Annotated in this window: 19 protein-coding genes; 8 read left to right on the top strand and 11 right to left on the bottom strand. The window is 64.9% G+C overall.

All coding sequences use genetic code 11. From position 1 onward, the window contains the following. Positions 1 to 334 precede the first annotated feature (334 nt). The 4 genes from rpoD to J4O76_RS06055 all read right to left on the bottom strand — a co-directional run bounded on the left by rpoD (position 335) and on the right by J4O76_RS06055 (position 5,230). Complete coding sequence (gene rpoD, locus J4O76_RS06070; RefSeq protein ID WP_056062280.1) at positions 335 to 2,362, bottom strand: RNA polymerase sigma factor RpoD; 2,028 nt, start codon at positions 2,360 to 2,362, stop codon at positions 335 to 337. Continuing rightward, positions 2,362 to 4,224, bottom strand: a complete 1,863-nt coding sequence (dnaG, locus tag J4O76_RS06065; protein ID WP_426280840.1) for a DNA primase — start codon at positions 4,222 to 4,224, stop codon at positions 2,362 to 2,364. Before dnaG ends, rpoD begins: the two co-directional genes overlap by 1 nt. Continuing rightward, positions 4,215 to 4,700 (bottom strand): endonuclease domain-containing protein, encoded by a 486-nt coding sequence (locus J4O76_RS06060; RefSeq protein WP_426280839.1) that lies wholly within the window; start codon positions 4,698 to 4,700, stop codon positions 4,215 to 4,217. The genes dnaG and J4O76_RS06060 overlap by 10 nt, the downstream gene beginning before the upstream one ends. Before the next feature lie 62 nt (positions 4,701 to 4,762). Continuing rightward, entirely contained in the window at positions 4,763 to 5,230 is a 468-nt protein-coding gene (locus J4O76_RS06055) for a GatB/YqeY domain-containing protein (RefSeq protein ID WP_426280838.1), read from the bottom strand. A gap of 141 nt (positions 5,231 to 5,371) precedes the next feature. Here J4O76_RS06055 and carA point away from each other — a divergent pair, with 141 nt between their 5' ends. From carA to J4O76_RS06030, 5 genes are all read left to right on the top strand, one after another. After that, on the top strand, positions 5,372 to 6,688 hold the full coding sequence (gene carA / locus J4O76_RS06050; RefSeq protein ID WP_426280837.1) for a glutamine-hydrolyzing carbamoyl-phosphate synthase small subunit: 1,317 nt from the start codon (positions 5,372 to 5,374) through the stop codon (positions 6,686 to 6,688). A gap of 3 nt (positions 6,689 to 6,691) precedes the next feature. Continuing rightward, complete coding sequence (locus J4O76_RS06045) at positions 6,692 to 6,928, top strand: hypothetical protein (protein ID WP_107961792.1); 237 nt, start codon at positions 6,692 to 6,694, stop codon at positions 6,926 to 6,928. After that, on the top strand, positions 6,928 to 10,260 hold the full coding sequence (gene carB, locus J4O76_RS06040; protein ID WP_426280836.1) for a carbamoyl-phosphate synthase large subunit: 3,333 nt from the start codon (positions 6,928 to 6,930) through the stop codon (positions 10,258 to 10,260). The genes J4O76_RS06045 and carB overlap by 1 nt, the downstream gene beginning before the upstream one ends. 75 nt (positions 10,261 to 10,335) lie before the next feature. Then, entirely contained in the window at positions 10,336 to 10,812 is a 477-nt protein-coding gene (gene greA, locus J4O76_RS06035; protein WP_056052861.1) for a transcription elongation factor GreA, read from the top strand. 5 nt (positions 10,813 to 10,817) lie between these two features. After that, positions 10,818 to 11,468, top strand: coding sequence for a rhomboid family intramembrane serine protease (locus tag J4O76_RS06030; protein WP_426280833.1), 651 nt, complete (start codon positions 10,818 to 10,820; stop codon positions 11,466 to 11,468). Positions 11,469 to 11,805: 337 nt separating this feature from the next. Here J4O76_RS06030 and J4O76_RS06025 read toward each other — a convergent pair whose 3' ends face one another. The 5 genes from J4O76_RS06025 to J4O76_RS06005 form a co-directional block, all read right to left on the bottom strand. Then, positions 11,806 to 12,084, bottom strand: coding sequence for a DUF4170 domain-containing protein (locus J4O76_RS06025; RefSeq protein ID WP_426280831.1), 279 nt, complete (start codon positions 12,082 to 12,084; stop codon positions 11,806 to 11,808). A 64-nt stretch (positions 12,085 to 12,148) separates the two neighbouring features. Continuing rightward, entirely contained in the window at positions 12,149 to 12,628 is a 480-nt protein-coding gene (locus tag J4O76_RS06020) for a hypothetical protein (RefSeq protein ID WP_426280830.1), read from the bottom strand. Positions 12,629 to 12,732: 104 nt separating this feature from the next. Next, complete coding sequence (locus J4O76_RS06015) at positions 12,733 to 13,005, bottom strand: hypothetical protein (RefSeq protein ID WP_056062302.1); 273 nt, start codon at positions 13,003 to 13,005, stop codon at positions 12,733 to 12,735. Next, a complete protein-coding gene (locus J4O76_RS06010; protein WP_243649696.1) occupies positions 13,002 to 13,355 on the bottom strand; it encodes a phage holin family protein in 354 nt (117 codons plus the stop codon). The genes J4O76_RS06015 and J4O76_RS06010 overlap by 4 nt, the downstream gene beginning before the upstream one ends. A 4-nt stretch (positions 13,356 to 13,359) precedes the next feature. Continuing rightward, on the bottom strand, positions 13,360 to 13,848 hold the full coding sequence (locus J4O76_RS06005; RefSeq protein WP_426280829.1) for a hypothetical protein: 489 nt from the start codon (positions 13,846 to 13,848) through the stop codon (positions 13,360 to 13,362). A gap of 175 nt (positions 13,849 to 14,023) precedes the next feature. On the opposite strand from J4O76_RS06005, the gene eno reads away from it, so the two are divergent. Both eno and J4O76_RS05995 read left to right on the top strand, forming a co-directional pair. Next, on the top strand, positions 14,024 to 15,304 hold the full coding sequence (gene eno / locus J4O76_RS06000) for a phosphopyruvate hydratase (protein WP_426280828.1): 1,281 nt from the start codon (positions 14,024 to 14,026) through the stop codon (positions 15,302 to 15,304). 66 nt (positions 15,305 to 15,370) lie between these two features. Beyond that, positions 15,371 to 15,655 (top strand): FtsB family cell division protein, encoded by a 285-nt coding sequence (locus J4O76_RS05995; protein ID WP_235518634.1) that lies wholly within the window; start codon positions 15,371 to 15,373, stop codon positions 15,653 to 15,655. A 141-nt stretch (positions 15,656 to 15,796) separates the two neighbouring features. Here the strand turns inward: J4O76_RS05995 and J4O76_RS05990 are convergent, their stop codons facing one another. Next, the gene (locus J4O76_RS05990; protein WP_426280827.1) at positions 15,797 to 16,621 is read right to left on the bottom strand and encodes an alpha/beta fold hydrolase; all 825 of its coding nucleotides are present in this window, start codon (positions 16,619 to 16,621) and stop codon (positions 15,797 to 15,799) included. A 125-nt stretch (positions 16,622 to 16,746) separates the two neighbouring features. On the opposite strand from J4O76_RS05990, the gene J4O76_RS05985 reads away from it, so the two are divergent. Further along, positions 16,747 to 18,486: a DUF885 domain-containing protein gene (locus J4O76_RS05985; RefSeq protein WP_426280825.1), complete on the top strand. Its 1,740-nt coding sequence runs from the start codon at positions 16,747 to 16,749 to the stop codon at positions 18,484 to 18,486. 352 nt (positions 18,487 to 18,838) lie between these two features. On the opposite strand, the gene J4O76_RS05980 is transcribed toward J4O76_RS05985, so the two are convergent. Then, positions 18,839 to 20,233 (bottom strand): MFS transporter, encoded by a 1,395-nt coding sequence (locus J4O76_RS05980; RefSeq protein ID WP_426280824.1) that lies wholly within the window; start codon positions 20,231 to 20,233, stop codon positions 18,839 to 18,841. Positions 20,234 to 20,363 lie beyond the last annotated feature (130 nt).

Genomic DNA, 20,363 nt, shown 5'->3' with positions numbered 1-20,363 from the left:
CGGATACGATGCCGCAATAGTTAAATAAAATGCACCATTACTGTCGAGCCAGGTACTCGTATCCTTTGATACTCTGGTGACTACCTCCGTTAGGAGCCAGACTGTACCGAGGACGCTCAGCGCAGCCGTAAGACCGCGCGCCCATCGCCGCCTGAATCCAATCTCAAACGACTGGTAAATTTTATTCACACCGCCCCCAATTGCTCAGCCCGCAACAATTATTAGAGGGCATTCATTCGGAGGGAGCAAGGCAACTACGGTCTGATTACTAGATATAAAAAAGGCCGCAGTGTTTCCACCGCGGCCCGTTCGTCCAATCAGCAATTCCCAACCCTTACTGGTCGAGGAAGCTCCGCATCTTCCGGCTACGCGACGGATGCTTCAGCTTCCGCAGCGCCTTAGCCTCGATCTGGCGGATGCGCTCTCGCGTAACCGAGAACTGCTGGCCGACTTCCTCGAGCGTGTGATCGGTGTTCATGCCGATGCCGAAACGCATGCGCAGCACGCGCTCTTCGCGCGGCGTGAGCGACGCCAGCACCCGCGTGACCGTCTCCTTGAGGTTCGCCTGGATCGCGGCATCCACCGGGATGATCGCGTTCTTGTCCTCGATGAAGTCGCCGAGATGCGAATCTTCCTCGTCGCCGATCGGCGTCTCGAGGCTGATCGGCTCCTTGGCGATCTTCATCACCTTGCGCACCTTCTCGAGCGGCATGGAGAGGCGCTCGGCCATCTCCTCCGGGGTCGGCTCGCGGCCCTGCTCGTGGAGGAACTGGCGGCTGGTGCGGACCAGCTTGTTGATCGTCTCGATCATGTGGACCGGGATACGGATCGTCCGCGCCTGGTCCGCGATCGAGCGGGTGATCGCCTGGCGGATCCACCAGGTCGCGTAGGTGCTGAACTTGTAGCCGCGGCGATACTCGAATTTGTCGACCGCCTTCATCAGGCCGATATTGCCCTCCTGGATGAGATCCAGGAACTGCAGGCCGCGGTTCGTGTATTTCTTGGCGATCGAGATCACCAGCCGCAGGTTCGCCTCGACCATCTCCTTCTTGGCGATCCGCGCCTCGCGCTCGCCCTTCTGGACCATGTTGACGATCCGGCGGAACTCGGTGAGCGCCATGCCGGTCTGCTGCGTGATGTCGGCGATTTCGGCGCGGATGCGCTCGACCGCCTCGCCCTCGTTGGCGACGAACGCGGTCCACTTCTTGTCGACCTTGTTGACCGTCGCCAGCCAGTTCTCGTCGATCTCGTGACCGATATAGCGATCGAGGAAGTCCTTGCGCGGCACCTTGTGGCGCTCGGCAAGGCGCAGCATCTGGCCGCCCAGCGCGGTGAGGCGACGGTTATAGGCATAGAGCTGATCGACCAGATATTCGATCTTGGCGTTGTGGAACTGGACGCTCTCGACCTCCGCCGTGAGTTCCTCGCGCAGCTTCTGGTACTTGCGCTCGTCGGCCGCGGAGAAATCGCCGCCGATGCCCATCGCGTCGACGCGCGACTGCTGGATCTTGCTGAACTTCTTGTAGAGTGCGGTGATGCTGGCGAACCGCTCGAGCGCAATCGGCTTGAGCTGTTCCTCCATCTGCGCGAGGCTGAGGGTGTTGTCCTCCTCCTCGTCGTCCGATGCGCGCGGGGCACGGCGCTCGCCGTCCTCGTCCTCGTCGGCGGACGGCTCTTCGGGCTCGGCCTCTTCCTTGAACGAGGGGCCGGCGTTCTTCTCGCTGATCTCGCCGTCGTCGGCTTCGCCGTCCTCGGCCATCGCTTCGGGGGCGGGGTCCTTCGACAGCATCGCGTCGAGATCCATGATCTCGCGCAGCTGCATCGTGCCCTCGTTCAGCGCGGTCGACCAGTCGATGATCGCGTTGAAGGTGATCGGCGATTCGCACAGGCCGAGGATCATCGTGTCGCGACCCGCCTCGATCCGCTTGGCGATCGCGATCTCGCCCTCGCGGCTGAGCAGCTCGACCGCGCCCATCTCGCGCAGGTACATGCGGACCGGATCGTCGGTGCGATCGATGGTCTCTTTCTTCTTCTCGATCGCGGGGCCTGTGTCGGCATCCGCGTCGGCGGCCTCCGGCTCGTCCTCGTCGTCCTTGGCGGGCTCGGTCTCGCCGTCCTCGCCGGCTTCGTCGTTCTCGACGATGTTGATGCCCATCTCGCTCAGCGCGGCGCTGATGTCCTCGATCTGGTCGGACGACATCTCGCCCTGCGGCAGCGCTTCGTTGAGCTGCTCATAGGTGATGTAGCCGCGCTTCTTGGCGCGCGCGATGACCTTCTTGATCGACGCATCGTTCATGTCGATCAGCGGCGCATCGCCGGTTTCGTTCGTCTCGGCGGGTTCCGCCATGTTCGCCTTAGCCATCAATCGCCCTCGGTACCCAACGCTCGGGCGTCTTCGTTCGACTGTACAAGATTTGCAAGTCGGACTTCCAACGCCTGTTTCTCTCTTACCATAGCCACTTGTCGTTCGAACGCATCTTCGGTGAAGTGCGTCTGCATCGCCGCGGTCGCCTGCTTGAGTGCCGCGTCTACCTCAGGGCGGGCGACCATGATCGCGATCGCCTCGTCGAGGTCGGCACGGACGCGGGCTGGATCGGCCGTGGTCTGCGTGAACGAATAGGGCATCGTATCGGCTCTCAACAGGTCACTCGCGACTGAATTGAAACCGGACCTCGCCAATATGGTGAGCAAGCGCCCGCTATCAAGCTTCTGGTCCTCAAGTGCAACATCTACGACCGCTTCGAACAATCGCCCGAGCGCGCCGTCGATCATTTGCAGCGAGCCGAGCACCTCCATGTGGCGCGCGATCTCGACCGGGTGGCGGATCAGGCCGGCGAGCACGGCCTTGGCCAATACCCGGTCGATGCCGGTCGCGAGGAAGGCCTTCGCGTCTTCGGTGACGGGCGCGGCGGGGGGCTTCCAGCCTCCCTTGGGGCGCTCGCCGCGGGGCACGAAGGGCGCGCGCACCGGTTTGAAATGCTCGTAGAAGCGGTTCTTGAACTCGGCGTGGTATTGCTGCTTCACCGACGGGTCGGCGATGCCCTCCGCGAGTTCGTGGAGGCGGCGCTTGAGGCCGGCGCGCTGTTCGGGAGTGTCGAGCGCCTCGGCGGCGACTTCGGAGGCCCAGAGCCGGTCGACGAGTTGTTCGGGGGTTTTGAGCAACGCCTCGAACGCGGCGGGGCCGCCTGCGCGGACCAGATCGTCGGGGTCCTGGCCTTGTGGGAGCGTGACGAAGGCTAGGCTGCGGCCGGGGGCTAGCATCGGGAGCGCGCGGTGTGCGGCCCTGAGCGACGCCTTCTGGCCGGCGCCGTCGCCGTCGAAGCAGAGCAGGGGGACGTCGACCATGCGCCACAGCCGTTCGAGCTGCGCTTCGGTGAGCGCGGTGCCCAGTGGCGCGACCGCTTCGCCGAAGCCGGCCTGGGCTAGCGCGATGACGTCCATATAGCCCTCGACCACGAGCACGCGGCCGGACTTGCGCGAGGCGGGGGCGGCCTTGTCGAGATTGTAGAGCGTGCGGCCCTTGTCGAAGAGCGGGGTGTCGGGGGAGTTTAGGTATTTCGGCTCGCCGCCGTCGAGCACGCGCCCGCCGAACGCGATCGTCCGGCCGCGCGGGTCGCGGATCGGGATCATCAGGCGGCCGCGGAACCGGTCGTACGGGTCCTTGCCCTCTACCGAGATGAGCATGCCGGACTCGACCAGCATCGGGTCGCCATAGTCCTTCAGCGCGGCCTTGAGCTTGCCGCGGCTGTCGGGGGCGAACCCCATGCCGAACGCGCGCGCCGTCTCGGGCCTGATGCCACGGCGGTCGAGGAGCGCGCGGGCTTCGGTGCCGGGGAGGCCGTTGAGTTGTTCCGTGAACCAGTCGGCGGCGTCGGACATGACCTCGTGCAGGCCCTTGGCGCGCTCGGCCTTGGCGGCGGACTGGCGGTCCATCGCGGGCATGTCCATCCCGGCGGCCTGCGCGAGTTCCTTCACCGCGTCCATGAAGGGGAGGCCGCGCTGGTCGGTCATCCACTTGATCGCGTCGCCGTGCGCCGAGCAGCCGAAGCAGTGGTAGAAGCCTTTGTCGTCATTAACGTAGAAGGAGGGGGTCTTCTCGTTGTGGAACGGGCAGCAGCCCTTGTGCTCGCGACCGGCCTTGGTGAGTTTGGTGGTCTTGCCGACGAGGGCCGAGAGCGAGGTGCGGGCACGGAGTTCGTCGAGGAATTGTGGGGTTAGCGCCATGGGGTGACTTTGGTGGGGGTGGTTTGCGCGGCCAAGCCCTCCCCCGACCCCTCCCGCAGGCGGGAGGGGAGCAGAAGGGGGGCGGCGTTTGCGGCGAGCGTAACAGAGTCCCCCTTCCGCTTGCGGGAGGGGTTAGGGGAGGGGCGTTCCGCGAGCACGCGCCCGATCTCGGCCACCACGCCCTCCATCCGCTCCAGCACGTCGTTGTTCCAGAACCGGATCACACGGTAGCCTTGGTGTTCGATGAAGCGCGTTCGCCGCGCATCTTCGTCGGATTGCCAGTCATGCTGGCCGCCATCGACCTCGATTACGAGCTTGGACCCGCGAGAGACAAAATCGCAGATGAACGGGCCGATCGGCACTTGGCGGTTGAACCTCACGCCCGAAGTCCTGCGAGCGGCGAGGTGCTGCCACAGCGCGCTCTCTGCACGCGTCGGGTGAGCGCGGAGGTCTCGGATGCGGGTGCGTTGTTCCAATGCTCCGTCTCCTTTTGGGCACTGCCCTCCCCCGACCCCTCCCGCGAGCGGGAGGGGAGCAGTTAGCTCAGCGCCGCCTTTACGAGGCCGCTTGCCTTACTCATGTCCAGCTCGCTTGCGTGGCGTGCTTTCAGCTCCGCCATCACGCGGCCCATGTCCTTCATGCCGGTCGCGCCGAGTTCGTCCTTGATCGCCAGGATCGCCGCGGTCGTTTCCGCCTCGCTCATCTGCTGCGGCAGGAAGCGCTCGATCACTGCGACCTCGGCCGTTTCCGCATCGGCGAGCTCCTGGCGGCCGCCCTTCGAGAACATCTCGATCGACTCGCGGCGCTGCTTGACCATCTTCTGCAGCACTTCGACCACCAGCGCGTCGTCGCTCTCGGGGGCCTTGCCGTCTTTGGACTGAGGGGCACGCGCTTCGATGTCGCGGTTCTTGATCGCGGCCTGGATCAACGAGATAGCGTTGCGGCTCTGCTTGTCGCCGGCCTTCATGGCGGTCAGCTGCGCAGCCTTGATGTCGTCGCGAATCATGTACTGGTCTTTCAGGTGGTTCGTGCGTAGCCAGGCGGGATAGCGCGTCCGCCGCCCGTTTAACAGATTGACGCTGCGGCACGCCGGCCTTAGCGGACACCACTTAGCGACATCGTCAACGTAAAGAGAGTGCCCAGCCTGATGGCCGACGCCCAGCCTATAGCCATGCCTGCCGGTGCAACAGGCGTCCTGATCCTCGCCAATGGCGACGTGATCTGGGGTCGCGGGTTCGGCGCAGAGGGCAGTGCGGTCGGCGAAGTGTGCTTCCACACCGCGATGACCGGCTATCAGGAGGTGCTGACCGACCCGTCCTTCGCCGGGCAGATGATCTGCTTCACCTTCCCGCACATCGGCAATGTCGGCGCGAACCCCGACGACGTCGAGGCGGACGACCCGCATGCGCTCGGCATCATCGTCCGCGAGGACCTGACGCAGCCGTCGAGCTTCCGCGCGGTCGAGGGGCTCGATGGCTGGATGAAGCGGCATGCGCGGATCGGCCTTTCGGGGGTCGACACGCGTGCGCTGACGCGGCGGATCCGGGTGGCGGGTGCGCCTAATGGCGTGATCGCGCATTCGGCTAGTGGCGAGTTCGACGTGCCGGCGCTGCTGGCGATGGCGCGCGCGTGGCCGGGGCTGGAGGGCATGGACCTCGCCAAAGACGTCTCGACCGAGATGCATTATGGCTGGGGTGAGGATGCTCCCGGCGGTGTCTGGAAGCTGGGCTTCGGCTACGGGAACAGCTCGCCAGCAGGAGAGGGCGCTTCTGCTCCCCTACCGCTTGCGGGAGGGGTCGGGGGAGGGGCTGACCAATCAGCGCCGACCCCGCCTGAGGCCATGCCCTCCCCCGACCCCTCCCGCTCCGCGGAAGGGGAGCAGAAGGTGCGCCCGCACGTCGTCGCGATCGATTATGGCTCGAAGCGCAACATCTTCCGCAACCTCGTCGAGGCAGGCGCCAAGGTTTCCGTCGTCTCCGCCACCGCCAGCTTCGACGACGTGATGGCGCTCGCCCCCGACGGCATCTTCCTGTCGAACGGTCCCGGCGATCCCGCCGCGACCGCCGAATACGCGGTGCCGGTGATCCGCCAGCTGCTGGAGACGGGCAAGCCGCTGTTCGGCATCTGCCTCGGCCACCAGCTGCTCGGCCTCGCGGTCGGCGCGACCACGACCAAGATGTTCCAGGGCCACCGCGGCGCCAACCACCCGGTCAAGCGCCTGTCCGACGGCGCGGTCGAGATCACCAGCATGAACCACGGCTTCGCGGTCGAGCGCGACAGCCTGCCGGCCAACGTCCGCGAGACGCATGTGTCGCTGTTCGATGGGTCGAATGCGGGGCTGGAACTGACCGACCGGAACGCGTTCAGCGTGCAGTATCATCCGGAGGCAAGCCCAGGGCCGCAGGACAGCCTATATCTGTTCGAGCGCTTTGTGAGCTCTTTGCGGAAAATTGAGGGAAGCTGACCGATGGCAACTGTCCGCGCGCTTAAAATTTACGAGCCGGAGCGCTCCTCTCCGCAGGGCGACGTGGATGCCTCCATCATATTGCTAGATTTCGAAGGCGAGAAATTCGTTCAGATCGACACCTACGGATCGAAAGATCGTAAGTTTGTCGGAAAGCGATCTCAGAGCTTGAGGCTTTCTAAGGAAGCCTTCGAGCAACTTATGAAACTCGGGACCGCGCATTTCGCGCAAGGACAGTAATGCCAAAACGCACCGACATCTCCTCGATCCTCGTCATCGGCGCAGGACCTATCGTCATCGGCCAGGCGTGCGAGTTCGATTATTCGGGCACGCAGGCGATCAAGGCGTTGAAGGAGGAGGGCTATCGTATCGTCCTCGTCAATTCGAATCCCGCCACGATCATGACCGATCCCGAGCTGGCCGACGCGACCTATGTCGAGCCGATCACGCCGGCGATCGTCGCCAAGATCATCGAGAAGGAGCGTCCTGACGCGATCCTGCCGACGATGGGCGGGCAGACCGCGCTGAATACCGCGCTGGCGCTTTTCCATGACGGTACGCTCGAGAAGTTTGGCGTGACGATGATCGGCGCGGATGCCGATGCGATCGACATGGCGGAGGACCGACTGAAGTTCCGCGATGCGATGGACCGGATCGGGCTGGAAAGCGCGCGCTCGGCGATCGCACATACTGTCGAAGAAGCCTTGGAAGGCCTTGAGAAGACGGGGCTTCCGTCGATCATCCGGCCGAGCTTCACGATGGGCGGCTCGGGCGGCGGCATCGCGTATAATCGCGAGGAATTCATCGCGATCGTCCGCAACGGGCTCGATCTGTCGCCGACCACCGAGGTGCTGATCGAGGAATCGCTGCTCGGCTGGAAAGAATACGAGATGGAGGTGGTGCGCGATCGCAACGACAACGCGATCATCATCTGCTCGATCGAGAACGTCGATCCGATGGGCGTCCACACCGGCGACTCGATCACCGTCGCGCCGGCGCTGACGCTGACCGACAAGGAATACCAGATCATGCGCAACGCATCGATCGCGGTGTTGCGTGAAATCGGTGTCGAAACAGGCGGTTCGAACGTCCAGTTCGCGGTCAATCCGAAGGACGGCCGGCTGGTCGTCATCGAGATGAATCCGCGGGTTTCGCGCTCGTCGGCGCTGGCGTCGAAGGCGACCGGCTTCCCGATCGCGAAGGTCGCGGCGAAGCTGGCGGTCGGCTACACGCTTGACGAGATCGAGAACGACATCACGGGGGCAACGCCTGCCGCGTTCGAGCCGACAATCGATTACGTCGTGACGAAGATTCCGCGGTTCGCGTTCGAGAAGTTCAAGGGCGCGTCGAACACGCTCGGCACCGCGATGAAGTCGGTCGGCGAGGTGATGGCGATCGGTCGCAACATCCACGAATCGATGCAGAAGGCGTTGCGCGGGCTCGAGACTGGCTTGTCGGGGTTCAACCAGGTCGATCATTTGGTCGGTGCGCCGCGCGCGGAAATCGAGGCGGCGCTGGCCGTCGCGACGCCGGATCGGCTGCTGGTCGCGGCGCAGGCTTTGCGCGAGGGCTTCACGGTCGCCGAGGTGCATGCGATCGCCAAATATGATCCGTGGTTCCTGGAGCGGATCGCCGAGATAATCGCGGCCGAGGCCGAGGTGATGAAGGACGGCCTGCCGATCGACGCGGCCGGTATGCGGCGTCTGAAGAGCATGGGGTTCAGCGACAAGCGGCTCGCGTGGCTGGCGCTGCAATCCGCCAATCTGCGGGGCATGAACCGCGGGATCGCGCGCGGCTCGGGGCTGATCCACGAGGTCGTCAAGGCGATGACCGGCGGCGTGACCGAGGAGGAGGTGCGCCAGCATCGCCTGAAGCTCGGCGTGCGGCCGGTGTTCAAGCGGATCGATACGTGCGCGGCCGAATTCGATGCGAAGACGCCGTATATGTATTCGACCTACGAGGCGCCGAGCTTCGGCGAGCCCGAGAACGAGTCCGAGCCGACCTCCGCCAAGAAGATCGTGATTCTGGGCGGCGGGCCGAACCGGATCGGGCAGGGGATCGAGTTCGATTATTGCTGCTGCCATGCGTGCTTCGCGCTGGCGGATGCGGGCTATGAGACGATCATGGTCAACTGCAACCCGGAAACGGTGTCGACCGACTACGACACGTCGGACAGGCTGTATTTCGAACCGCTGACCGCCGAGGACGTGCTGGAGATCCTGCATGTCGAGCAGCAGAACGGCACTTTGGTGGGCGTGATCGTGCAGTTCGGCGGGCAGACGCCGCTGAACCTTGCGCGGGCGCTTGAAGCGGCGGGCATTCCGATCCTGGGGACGACGCCGGACGCGATCGATCTGGCGGAGGACCGTGAGCGGTTCGCGGCGCTGATCACCAAGCTCGGGCTGTTGCAGCCGGCCAATGGCCTCGCGCGGAGCCGGGACGAGGCGGTCGCGGCGGCGGAGCGGATCGGCTATCCGGTACTGATGCGGCCTTCGTACGTGCTCGGCGGGCGGGCGATGGAGATCGTCGATACGATCGGGCAGCTCGAGCATTATATCGCGACCGCGGTGCAGGTGTCGGGCGACTCGCCGGTGTTGATCGACCAGTATCTGCGCGACGCGATCGAGGTCGATGTCGATGCGATCTGCGATGGCACCGACGTGGTGGTTGCGGGCGTGTTGCAGCATATCGAGGAAGCGGGCGTCCATTCGGGTGACTCGGCTTGCTCGATCCCACCTTACTCGCTGTCGGCGGAGATCATCGCCGAGATCGAGCGGCAGACGGTGGCGCTTGCGCATGCCTTGTCGGTGGTCGGCCTGATGAACATCCAGTTCGCGGTGAAGGATGGCCTGGTCTACCTCATCGAGGTCAACCCGCGCGCATCGCGGACCGTGCCGTTCGTCGCCAAGGCGATCGGTGCGCCGATCGCCAAGATCGCCGCACGCGTGATGGCGGGCGAGAAGCTGGTCAACTTGCCGAAGATCGACCGGCACATCGACTATTATGCGGTGAAGGAGGCGGTGTTCCCCTTCAACAAATTCCCCGGCGTCGATCCGGTGCTGTCACCGGAAATGAAGTCGACCGGCGAAGTCATGGGAATCGATCCCGATTTCACGATCGCATTCGCCAAGGCGCAGTTGGGTGCGGGGACGATCCTGCCGACCAAGGGCAATGTCTTCGTCAGCGTGAAGGACGGCGACAAGGCGATGATCGTCGAGGCGGTGAAGGCGCTGGTCGACACCGGCTTCTCGATCGTCGCGACCGGCGGGACCGCGGATCATCTGGCGCGCGCCGGGTTGCCGGTCGAAAAGGTCAACAAGGTCGCCCAGGGTCGGCCGCATATCGTCGACCGGATCAAGGACGGCGATATCGCGCTGATCTTCAACACCACCGAGGGGTGGCAGAGCCTGAAGGACTCGCAGCCGATTCGTGCTTCCGCGCTCGGCCAGCGCATTCCGTACTTCACGACCGCGCCGGCTTCGCTCGAAGCGGCGAAGGCGATCGCCAAGCTTTCGACGCACAGCCTTGAAGTACGGCCGCTGCAATCCTATTATTCGCAGTCGCACGACTGATCCCGACATGAGAATGATGTGTGGGCGGGGCTGGTACAGGGCCTCGCGCGGGGAAATGGATTTGGGGACGAGATGATGGCGACCGTCGAAAAGATGCCGATGCTGCAGGAAGGCTATGAGACGCTGAGCGCGGATCTGAAGCGCCTGAAAGCCGAACGTCCGACGATCGTCGACGCGATCGAAGAGGCGCGCGCACACGGTGACCTGAGCGAGAACGCGGAATATCATGCCGCGAAGGAGCGTCAGGGCCAGGTCGAGGCATCGATCTCCGACATCGAGGACAAGCTGAGCCGCGCGCAGATCATCGATCCGAAGGATTTGTCGGGCGACAAGGTCGTGTTCGGCGCGACGGTGACGTTGCTCGACGAGAACGACAAGCCGGTGAAGTATCAGATCGTCGGCCAGACCGAGGCTAACGCGAAGACGGGGCGGATCTCGTACAATTCGCCGCTGGGTCGCGGGCTGATCGGGCGCAAGCTCGATGAAGAGGTCGAGGTCACGGTGCCGGCCGGCGAGCGTTACTACGTCGTCTCCAAGATCGAGTTCATCTGAGCCTTATGCAATTCTTCGAGACGCGGGCGACGGCGATCATCACGATCGTGACGGTCATCGTCTCGGGATTCTTGGTGCTGAGCGGGTCGCTTGGCTACTGGGCGGTGAACGCCGGGTTCATCCCGTTGCGGATGACCGATCTCGGTATTCCTAGCGAACATATGTTCGTCGTGCCGTCCTGGGCGACGCCGCTGACTGCGACGTTGATCCATGGTGGGTGGGCGCATATCGCGCTGAACCTCGTGATGCTGGTGTATTGCGGGCAGTTCGTCGAGAAGGCGCTGGGGACGGTCGGATTGGTCGTGCTGTACGTGCTGGGCGCGTATGCCGCCGCGGCGGGGCATTGGGCGTTCGGGCCTGACTCCACTGCGCCGATGATTGGCGCCAGCGGTGCGATCTCGGCGGTCGTTGGGGCTTATGCGCTTTTGTATGGCGAGCGGCGGGCTCAGGCGATCGGGCCGGTGCCGGCTGGGGTCGTGCATGTCGTTTGGCTGGCTGCGGCGTGGATCGGGATCCAGCTGCTGATGGGGCTGGCCGGGTTTGGGGCTTCGGTTGGGGCTAGTGGGCCGATTGCTATTGGCGCGCATATCGGTGGGTTCTTGGCGGGGCTGCTGCTGGCTCGGCCTTTGTTGCTCTGGCATTACCGGGCTGCTTGAGCCTGCCGGCTCCTACCTACCGCCACTCTATACACGCACACCCCGTTCGTCCCGAGTAGCTGCTGAGCTTGTCGAAGCGGCGTATCGAAGGACAGGTTGGCGCTCGGGACCTGTGCTTCGATACGAGCCCTCGATACGGCTCTGCGAGCCTACTCGGTCTCTACTCAGCACGAACGGAGAGGAGTGCGCCGCCTTTGGCGTCTTTCCTTCTTTCGAACGGGAGAGGGACGGAGCCCGTGGCCTTACTAGAAACTGATTGTCGGCCAGGTATTGCCAAACCGTCATCCCCGCGGAGGCGGGGATCCATAGCCTATGTCGTTGCGATCAGATCGCTACGTCAGCCAGTATGGGTTCCCGCCTCCGCGGGAATGACGGTCGTTGGCGGCCGTTGTGCTACGGTCGCGCCGAGGTTCGGCTCGAGCATGCGGTGCAAGTGCACCACCACAAACTTCATCTCGGCATCGTCGACGGTACGCTGCGCCGCAGCACGCCAAGCCTTCTCGGCGCTGGCATAATCCGGGAATACTCCGACGAACTCGATCTTGCTCAGATCGTTGAAATCCAGGGTGCGCGGGTCGCTGACGCGGCCGCCGAATACGAGGTGGAGCTTGCTCATGCGCTTGCTTTCCTAGGGAGGGGGTTGCCGCCTCCCTAGCGTGTTCGACCCGCGGTTTGAACCCTTAGACGGCAGGCTTCTGCGAAACCGCCTTCGCACCTGCGGTACCGGCCGTCGTGACCGCCTTGACGATACCCTCGAGCAAGCCCCTGGCCTGGTCGCGTGCATTGTCCTTGGTCAGGCCGAGTTCGCCGAGTTCCGAACGACCTGCGTCCTTTGCCGCCGCGGTCGCTGCGACGAGCGTTTCGCTAAGGCGCTTGCCGACGGGGGCGAGCAATTCCTTCTCACGTGCAGAACGCGGGAGCAGCGCGCCGGCGAGCGCGCCAACAGCCAGACCGCCGACGAGGATGCCGAGCGGGTTGGATTCGAGGGTGTTGACGACGCGCTTGGTCTTCTCGCGCGAGACTTCGAGGACCTCGGAGGCCTTGTCGCCGGCGTCGTGATAGACCTTCGACGCGGTCTCGCGGACGGTGTCGAGGCCTTCGCGCAGACGGCTCTCGGTCTCGTGGGCGGCTTCGTTGGCGGTGGTCTTTGCGTCGGTCATGGAAAATGTCCTTCTGGTGGCAAGCTGCTCGCCGTTCAATGCAATGAGGGTTCAACGCGAGCCGGGACTTCTAGGTTTCAATATGGTGACCGTGGTCGGGGCGGTCACCGCCCGCGGCGGAACAGTCCGACGATCCGGTGGCGCGCGAGGAACAGTCCGGCGACCGCCGCGAACCCCGCGGTCGGTCCCGGATTGCGCTTCACGGTCTCGACGCTGGCGCTGAGCGCGGCGGTGCCGGCATCGGCGACGTCGCGGCTGGCGTTCAGCGCGAGCTTTCGCGGATTGAGCCGGTCCTGCAACTGCCCGATCGTCATCATGACGCGCTGGCGGGCGAGGGCCGATTCGATCTCTGCGGCGGCGACTTTGGCGGATGTCATGATACGGGCTCGCTCTTCGTCTGAAGCTTCGACTTGCCGATCATCGCCAGGATCGCCGCCACTGCGAGGACGGCCACCACGACGATGGCGGTCGCCCATCCTGGCCCCACCAGCGTCGCCACCGTCAAGATCGCACCGACCAGCAGTGCGATCAGCGCGGCCAAAGCCAGCACGCCGGCGACCGCGAAGAACATCGCGGCCGACTTGTACGCGCTCGCCGTCTCGCCGAACTTCGCCTTGTAGACAGCGACTTCCGCGGTCGCGAGACTCTTCGTCTCGGTCGCCAGGCGACCGACGATGGATGCAAGACTCTCGTCCTCGCCGGTCGCGAACGTCAGTGGGTCGGACAAGACGTCAGACCTTCGAATTGGCATCGACGCCCGACTGCACCAGTCGCGCGACGACGAAGCCGATGGCCGCTGCTGCACCCACCGCGATGGCTGGCGACTTCCGCACGAGCTCGCGCGCGTCGTCGAACAGCTCGTCGATGTCCTTGGCCTTCACTTGGTCGGCGAAGCCCGAGACGCTGTCGGCCGCGCTGCGGGCATAACCGCCATATTGCGAACCGAGCTTCTCATCGACCTGGCCTGCGGCGTCGGTCAGCAACTGGGCGACCTGCTCCAGGGCGCCGCTTGCACGTGCCTTGCCGTCCTCGGCGAAGGTGCGGACCTTGTCGGTCGCCTGCGCGGTATACTTGTTGGCACCGTCCTTGATCGCCTGCTTGGCGTCGCCGGCCTTGGCCGAGACATCGCCGTTTTCGATCGTCTTGCTGAGCTCGGTCCCGACCTCGTTCGCGGTCGTTTTCAGGTCGTTGACGGTGTCGTTTACGCTGGAGTCGGCCATGACGGTCCCTTTCAGAATTGTTACGCCCTCAACACCGTCGTTGGAGCACGGTTCCCGAACCGTCGCGCGATTGCACGACACTATTCTCGGATGTCCGCGCGATTGCCCGATATGGCGTGAGACGGTAGAGGCGGCGCGAACGACCCGGCACCGGGATTTGTAGGAGCATCGTTACGTGACCGCAATCATCGACCTTCATGCACGCCAGATCCTCGACAGCCGCGGCAATCCGACCGTCGAGGTCGACGTGCTGCTCGAAGACGGCAGCTTCGGCCGCGCGGCCGTGCCGTCGGGCGCCTCGACCGGCGCGCACGAGGCGGTCGAGCGCCGCGATGGCGACAAGACCCGCTGGGGCGGCAAGGGCGTCGATGGCGCGGTCGATGCGGTCAACGACGAGATCACCGACACCGTGCTCGGCATGGACGCGGAGGACCAGTCGGACCTCGATCGCGCGATGATCGAACTCGACGGCACCGAGAACAAGGGCCGGCTGGGCGCGAACGCGATCCTCGGCGTCAGCCTCGCCGTCGCCAAGGCCGCGGCCGAAGCGCGCGGCCTGCCGCTGTACCGCTATGTCGGTGGCGTGCAAGCGCATCTGCTGCCGGTGCCGATGATGAACATCATCAACGGCGGCGAGCATGCCGACAACCCGATCGACTTCCAGGAATTCATGGTCGTGCCGGTCGGCGCGTCGAACATCCTCGAGGCGGTCCGCTGCGGCTCGGAGATCTTCCACACGCTGAAGAAGGGCCTGAGCGAGAAGGGCCTGTCGACCAGCGTCGGCGACGAGGGCGGCTTCGCACCGAACATCGGCAGCACCACCGAGGCGCTCGACTTCATCATGTCGAGCATCGAGAAGGCAGGGTACAAGCCCGGCGAGGACGTGATGCTCGCGCTCGATTGCGCGGCGACCGAGTTCTACAAGAACGGCAAGTACGACATCTCGGGCGAGGGCCGGATCCTCGAGAGCGCGGAGATGGCGGAGTATCTCGCGGATTTGACGCGCCGCTACCCGATCTTCTCGATCGAGGACGGCATGGGCGAGGACGATTGGGAGGGCTGGAAGACGCTGTCCGACCTGATCGGCGACAAGGTCCAGCTGGTCGGCGACGATCTGTTCGTGACCAACCCGAAGCGTCTGAAGCGTGGCATCGACCAGGGTATCGCCAACTCGCTGCTGGTGAAGGTCAACCAGATCGGCACGCTGACCGAGACGCTGGAGGCGGTGTCGATGGCGCAGCGCGCGAAGTATACCGCGGTGATGTCGCATCGGTCGGGCGAGACCGAGGACTCGACGATCGCCGATCTGGCGGTCGCTACCAATTGCGGTCAGATCAAGACGGGCAGTCTCGCGCGGTCGGACCGGTTGGCGAAGTACAACCAGCTGATCCGGATCGAGGAAGAGCTGGGCGACGCGGCGCGCTATGCGGGTCGCGACATCCTGATCGGGGGCTGATAGGTTCGGAAACCGGAGGACGACATGGCACGCGTGACGACGAAGACCAGCAAGTTGCGGAAGACGATGCGCAAGGCCGCGTGGCCGGCGCTGGGGCTGACGCTGATGGCGTTCTTCGGCGCGTATGCCGTGCTCGGGCCGAACGGGATGTTCGCGTATGGCGACTATAAGCGCCAGTTGGCGAAGCGTGAGCAGGACTATGCCGCGCTCGATCGCAAGCGCGAGGTGCTGAAGAACCGGGTGGCGTTGCTGAACCCGGATCATGCGAACCCGGATATGGTCGACGAGATGGTCCGTAAGGAACTGAACGTCGCGCATCCGGACGAGGTTATCGTCCCGCTGGGGAACTGATCTTCTGCTCCCCTCCCTGAAAGGGAGGGGCTGGGGGTGGGTTGGCTGGCTTGAGCCGCCACCGATCGAACACGCGGAAGCCGACCCACCCCCGACCCCTCCCTTTCAGGGAGGGGCAAGAAGTGGGGTCGGCTTCAGGGTTTACCGACCCAGGAACGTCAGCAGGTCGTTGGTGAAGCGATCGCTGTCGGTGATCGTCAGGCCGTGCGGGGCGCCGTCATATTCGACCAGTTGCGAGTCCGCGATGCCCTTGGCGGCGGCGCGGCCGGTCGCGTCGATCGGCACGGTCTTGTCGCTTGTCCCGTGGACGACCAGCGTCGGTACGCGGAAAGCCGCCAGATCCTGACGGAAGTCGGTGTGGCCGAACGCCTTGGCGCACTCCAGTGTCGGGTGAAGGCCCGCCTGCATCGCGAGGCTCCAGACCCAGTCGACGACCTCGTCGCTGACCGGCGAGGTGATGAACCCGACGCCGAGGAATTGCTGGAGGAAGGTCTTGAAGAACGCCGGGCGGTCGTCCTCGATACCCGCGCCGATGCTGGCGAGCGTCTCTTCGGGAACGCCGTCGGGATTGTCATCGGTCTTGAGCATGTACGGCACGACCGACGAGATCAGCCCGGCGGCGACCACGCCCTTGCCCTCGTAGCGGCTCATGTAGCGCGCGATCTCGCCGCCACCCATCGAGAAGCCGACGATCGTCGCGTCGGTGTTCGCGCCGGTGGCTTCCATCACGTCGGCCAGATCGTCGGTCAGCGTGTCGTAATTATAGCCGGTCCAGGGCTGGCCCGAGCGACCGAACCCGCGGCGGTCATACGCGATCGCGCGGAAGCCGGCGTTGGCGAGCGCCATCGCCTGCGCGTCCCAGCTGTCGGCGTTGAGCGGCCAGCCGTGCGTCAGGATCACCGGGCGACCCGTGCCCCAGTCCTTGACGTAAATGTCTGTACCGTCGCGGGTTTTTACGTAGGGCATGCAAGTCTCCGGTCTGTCTTTGCAGATGCACGTTCAACGGCTCATCGCGCGCGCCGTTCCGCACGCTGGCGTACCAAGACTTCGACTGGCAGCATGGCGCCAGACGAATCGGAATCGGAGACAGGATGCGGATCGGACTTTTGACGACGGCGCTCGGCGCAGTCCTCGCCTTGAGCGCGTGCGGCCCCGCGCAGACGACCGCGAACACGCAGGCTCCTGCCGCGCCGACCACCGCTGCGACGGGCGACTGGGCGGGGTTCCGCGATGGCTTCATCGACGGCTGGTTCAACATCGATCCGGCCAATGCGGTCTATCAGGGCAAGCACGAATATGACGGCGGCTTGGGCGACTGGAGCGCGGCGGGGCTGAAGCGGCAGGCGGACTTCCTGCATGGCGCGATCGACAAGGCGGGGGCGTTCAAGGATCTGAAGCCCGCCGAGGCGTTCGAGCGCGACTATCTGGTGCAGGTCGCCAAGGGGAAGCTGTTTTGGCTGGAGGATGCCGACCAGCCGCATCAAAATCCGGCTTGGTATGTGAGCGCGGGGCTCGATCCGAACACGTATATCGCGCGCAATTATGCCGATGCGCCGACGCGGATGAAGGCGCTGACCGCGTTCCTGCAGAAGATCCCGGCGGCGGCGGGGAACATCAAGGCGAACCTCAAGACGCCGATGCCGTTGAGCTACGTCAATTACGGGACGGCGGCGTTCAACGGCTTTGCCGACTATTATGCGGGCGACGCGGTGAAGGCGTTTGCCGGCGTGAAGGACGCGGCGGCGCAGAAGCAGCTCACCGATGCGGCGCAGGCGGCGTCGAAGGCGATGCGCGATCTGGGAACGTGGACAGGAGGCCAGCGCGCGACGGCGACGCAGGATTTTGCGCTGGGGGCGGACAAGTTTTCGCGGATGGTGGCGATGACCGAGGGCGTCGATACGCCGCTCGACCAGCTCGAGGCGGCGGGTGTCGCCGACCTGAAGCGCAACCAGGCGGCGCTGGCGCAGGCGTGCGGGGTGTTCGCCAAGGGGCAGACGATCCTCGCGTGCATGGACAAGATGAACGCGAACAAGCCGGTCGGCGGGCCGGTGGCGGAGGCGCGGCGCCAGATTCCGATTTTGCGGAAATTCGTCGTGGATCACGACCTGCTGACGATCCCGGGGACGGAGCAGGCGCTGGTCGAGGAGTCGCCGCCGTATAACAGGCAGAACTCGGCGTATATCGATCCGCCGGGGCCGTTCGATAAGGGTGTGCCGTCGATCTACTACATCTCGCCGCCCGACCCGAGCTGGACCAAGGCGGTGCAGGACGCGTTCGTACCGGGCAGGAACGACCTGCTGTTCACGTCGGTGCACGAGGTGATGCCGGGGCATTTCGTCCAGTTCCTGCATGCAAACCGCTCGCCGTCGCTCTTCGGGCGATTGTTCGTGGGGTATGCGTTTGCCGAGGGGTGGGCGCATTATGCGGAGGAGATGATGTGGGAAGCGGGGCTCAACAACGGCGATCCCGAGACGCATGTCGGGCAAATTTCGAACGCGTTGTTGCGCGATTGCCGGTATCTTTCGGCGATCCGCATGCATGCGAAGGGGATGACGCAGGAGCAGTCGTTCCGGATGTTCGTCGACGAGTGTTACCAGGACGAGGGGAACGCCAAGCAGCAGGCGGCGCGGGGGACGTATGATCCGGCGTATCTGAATTATACGATGGGTAAGTTGATGATCCGGAAGCTGCGGGCGGACTGGACGGCGACGCGGGGTGGCAGGAAGGCTTGGAAGGCGTTTCATGACGAGTTCTTGAGTTTTGGGGGGCCGCCGATCCCTTTGGTTCGGAAGGCGATGATGGGGAAGGCTAAGGCGACGGCGGCGTTTTGATTTGGGAGGATCGCGATCGTTCTCCCATCCACCCCGGCGAAGGCCGGGGCCCAATTGGGGAGCGTCGCTAACGAAGCGCAGTCCTCCGTTACGCCGACCTTTCCAATTGGGCCCCGGCCTCCGCCGGGGTGGTATCCCTTGGGTGAGATTGTTGGGTCCTCCCAAAAGCATGTGTCCCCGCGAAGGCGGGGACCCAGACTGGGCACCCGCCTTCGCGGGTGAACATTCTTCTTCTTCTCGTGCTCCCTCTCCCCCTTCCGGGGAGAGGGCTGGGGTGAGGGGGAGCCAAGCAGTGCAGCGTTTGGGGCAGCCCCTCACCCCGACCCTCTCCCCGGAGGGGAGAGGGAGTAGGTCACCTTGCTTGGGAGGCCGGTTGGACGTCTTGGGTTTCTTCGGTCGGTGGGTTGCGGATCGAGGGGCGGAGGCGGCTTAGGCTGCATAGGCCTGCTACCAGCGCGAGGCCGGCAGCTACGAGCGGCGGGGTCATGCCGGCGCCTACGCCCATCGCCAGGAGGGCCGCGACCAGGGTGGCGCCGGTGGTCTGGCCTACCAGGCGGACCGTGGAGACGAGGCCGCCTGCTGCTGCGGCGCGTTCGCGGGGGGCGGAGCCGATGATGAGGCGCGCGTTCGGCGCCATGAACATCCCGAAGCCCGAGCCGCACAACGCCATCCGCCATGCGATATCGAAATAGCCGGGGTCTGCGGGCATGTACGCGATCAGCAGCAGCGCGCAGATCGACACCCCCATGCCGATCCCGCCGAGCAGTCCGGCCGGGTAGCGATCGGACAACCAGCCGGAGAGCGGCGCGACGAACATGTTGGCGAGCGGCCATGGTGCGATCGCCGCGCCGACTTCCGCCGCGCTAAAACCGTAGGCGTGCGTCAGGCGGAACGGGGTCGAGAGCAGCAGCGTCATCTGCGCGATGAACGCGGTGTAGGCACCGATCGCCGACAGCGCGAGCACCGGTCGCGCGAGCAGGTCGATCGGCAGGATCGGCTTGGTCTCGCCCTGTTCGCGCTTTACGAAGAACCAGCCGATCACCACGCCGGTCAGGACGATCGCGGCGGAGACGATCGGGCTGTCGCCGTGGACCGCGCTTTCCGCGCCGCCGATGACGAGCCCGATCATCGCTGCGCACATTACTGCGCCGAGCACGTCGAAGGGTTCGTCGTGTTTCCGCGGTTCGGGTAGCGCGCGTCCGAGTAGGAGCGACGCGATCGCGAACGGTACGGCGCTGGCGAACACCCAGGGCCAGGGGGCGATGGCGAGGACTAGACCGCCGATCGTCGGGGCGAGTGCTGCCGAACTCGAGACGACGACCGAGTTGATGCCGAGCCCGCGTCCGAGTTGCTTTGTCGGATAGATCGAGCGAATCAGCGCCGACGAGACGCTTAGCGCCGCTGCGGCACCCAAGGCTTGCGCGGCGCGGACGACTAGCAGGAACGGGAGGCTCTTAGCGAAGAAGCAGAGCAACGTCGCGACCGTGAACAGCAGTTGGCCGTATTGGTACATCCGCTTCAGGCCGATCCGGTCGCCGAGCCCGGAGAAGGGGAGCAGCGCCATCGCGAGGATCAGCTGGTACACCGTGACTACGGTCACCACCGCGCTGCTGCCGACGTTCAGATCGCGCGCGATCGTCGGGAGCGCGACGGTGGCGATGCCGCCGTCGATGATCGTGAGCGCCGTGCCCGCCGAGATCGCGGCGATGGCGACGAAGCGGCGGGGCTTGGGCAGGCCGTCCTGCATTTTCTTGAACTCGCTTCGTTACCCCGGATCCTTCAACTTTCCTCAGGAGAGCCTTGTTCCGGGGACCACCGTGCCGCACAATCGACAGGATTTGTTATGCGGATCGGTGGACCCCGGAACAAGCCCGGGG

This window comes from Sphingomonas sp. NFX23 (assembly GCF_049887795.1).
GTDB lineage: Bacteria > Pseudomonadota > Alphaproteobacteria > Sphingomonadales > Sphingomonadaceae > Sphingomonas.
Note: the sequence above shows the minus strand (reverse complement) of the source record. Positions and strands in the feature narration are given on the sequence as shown.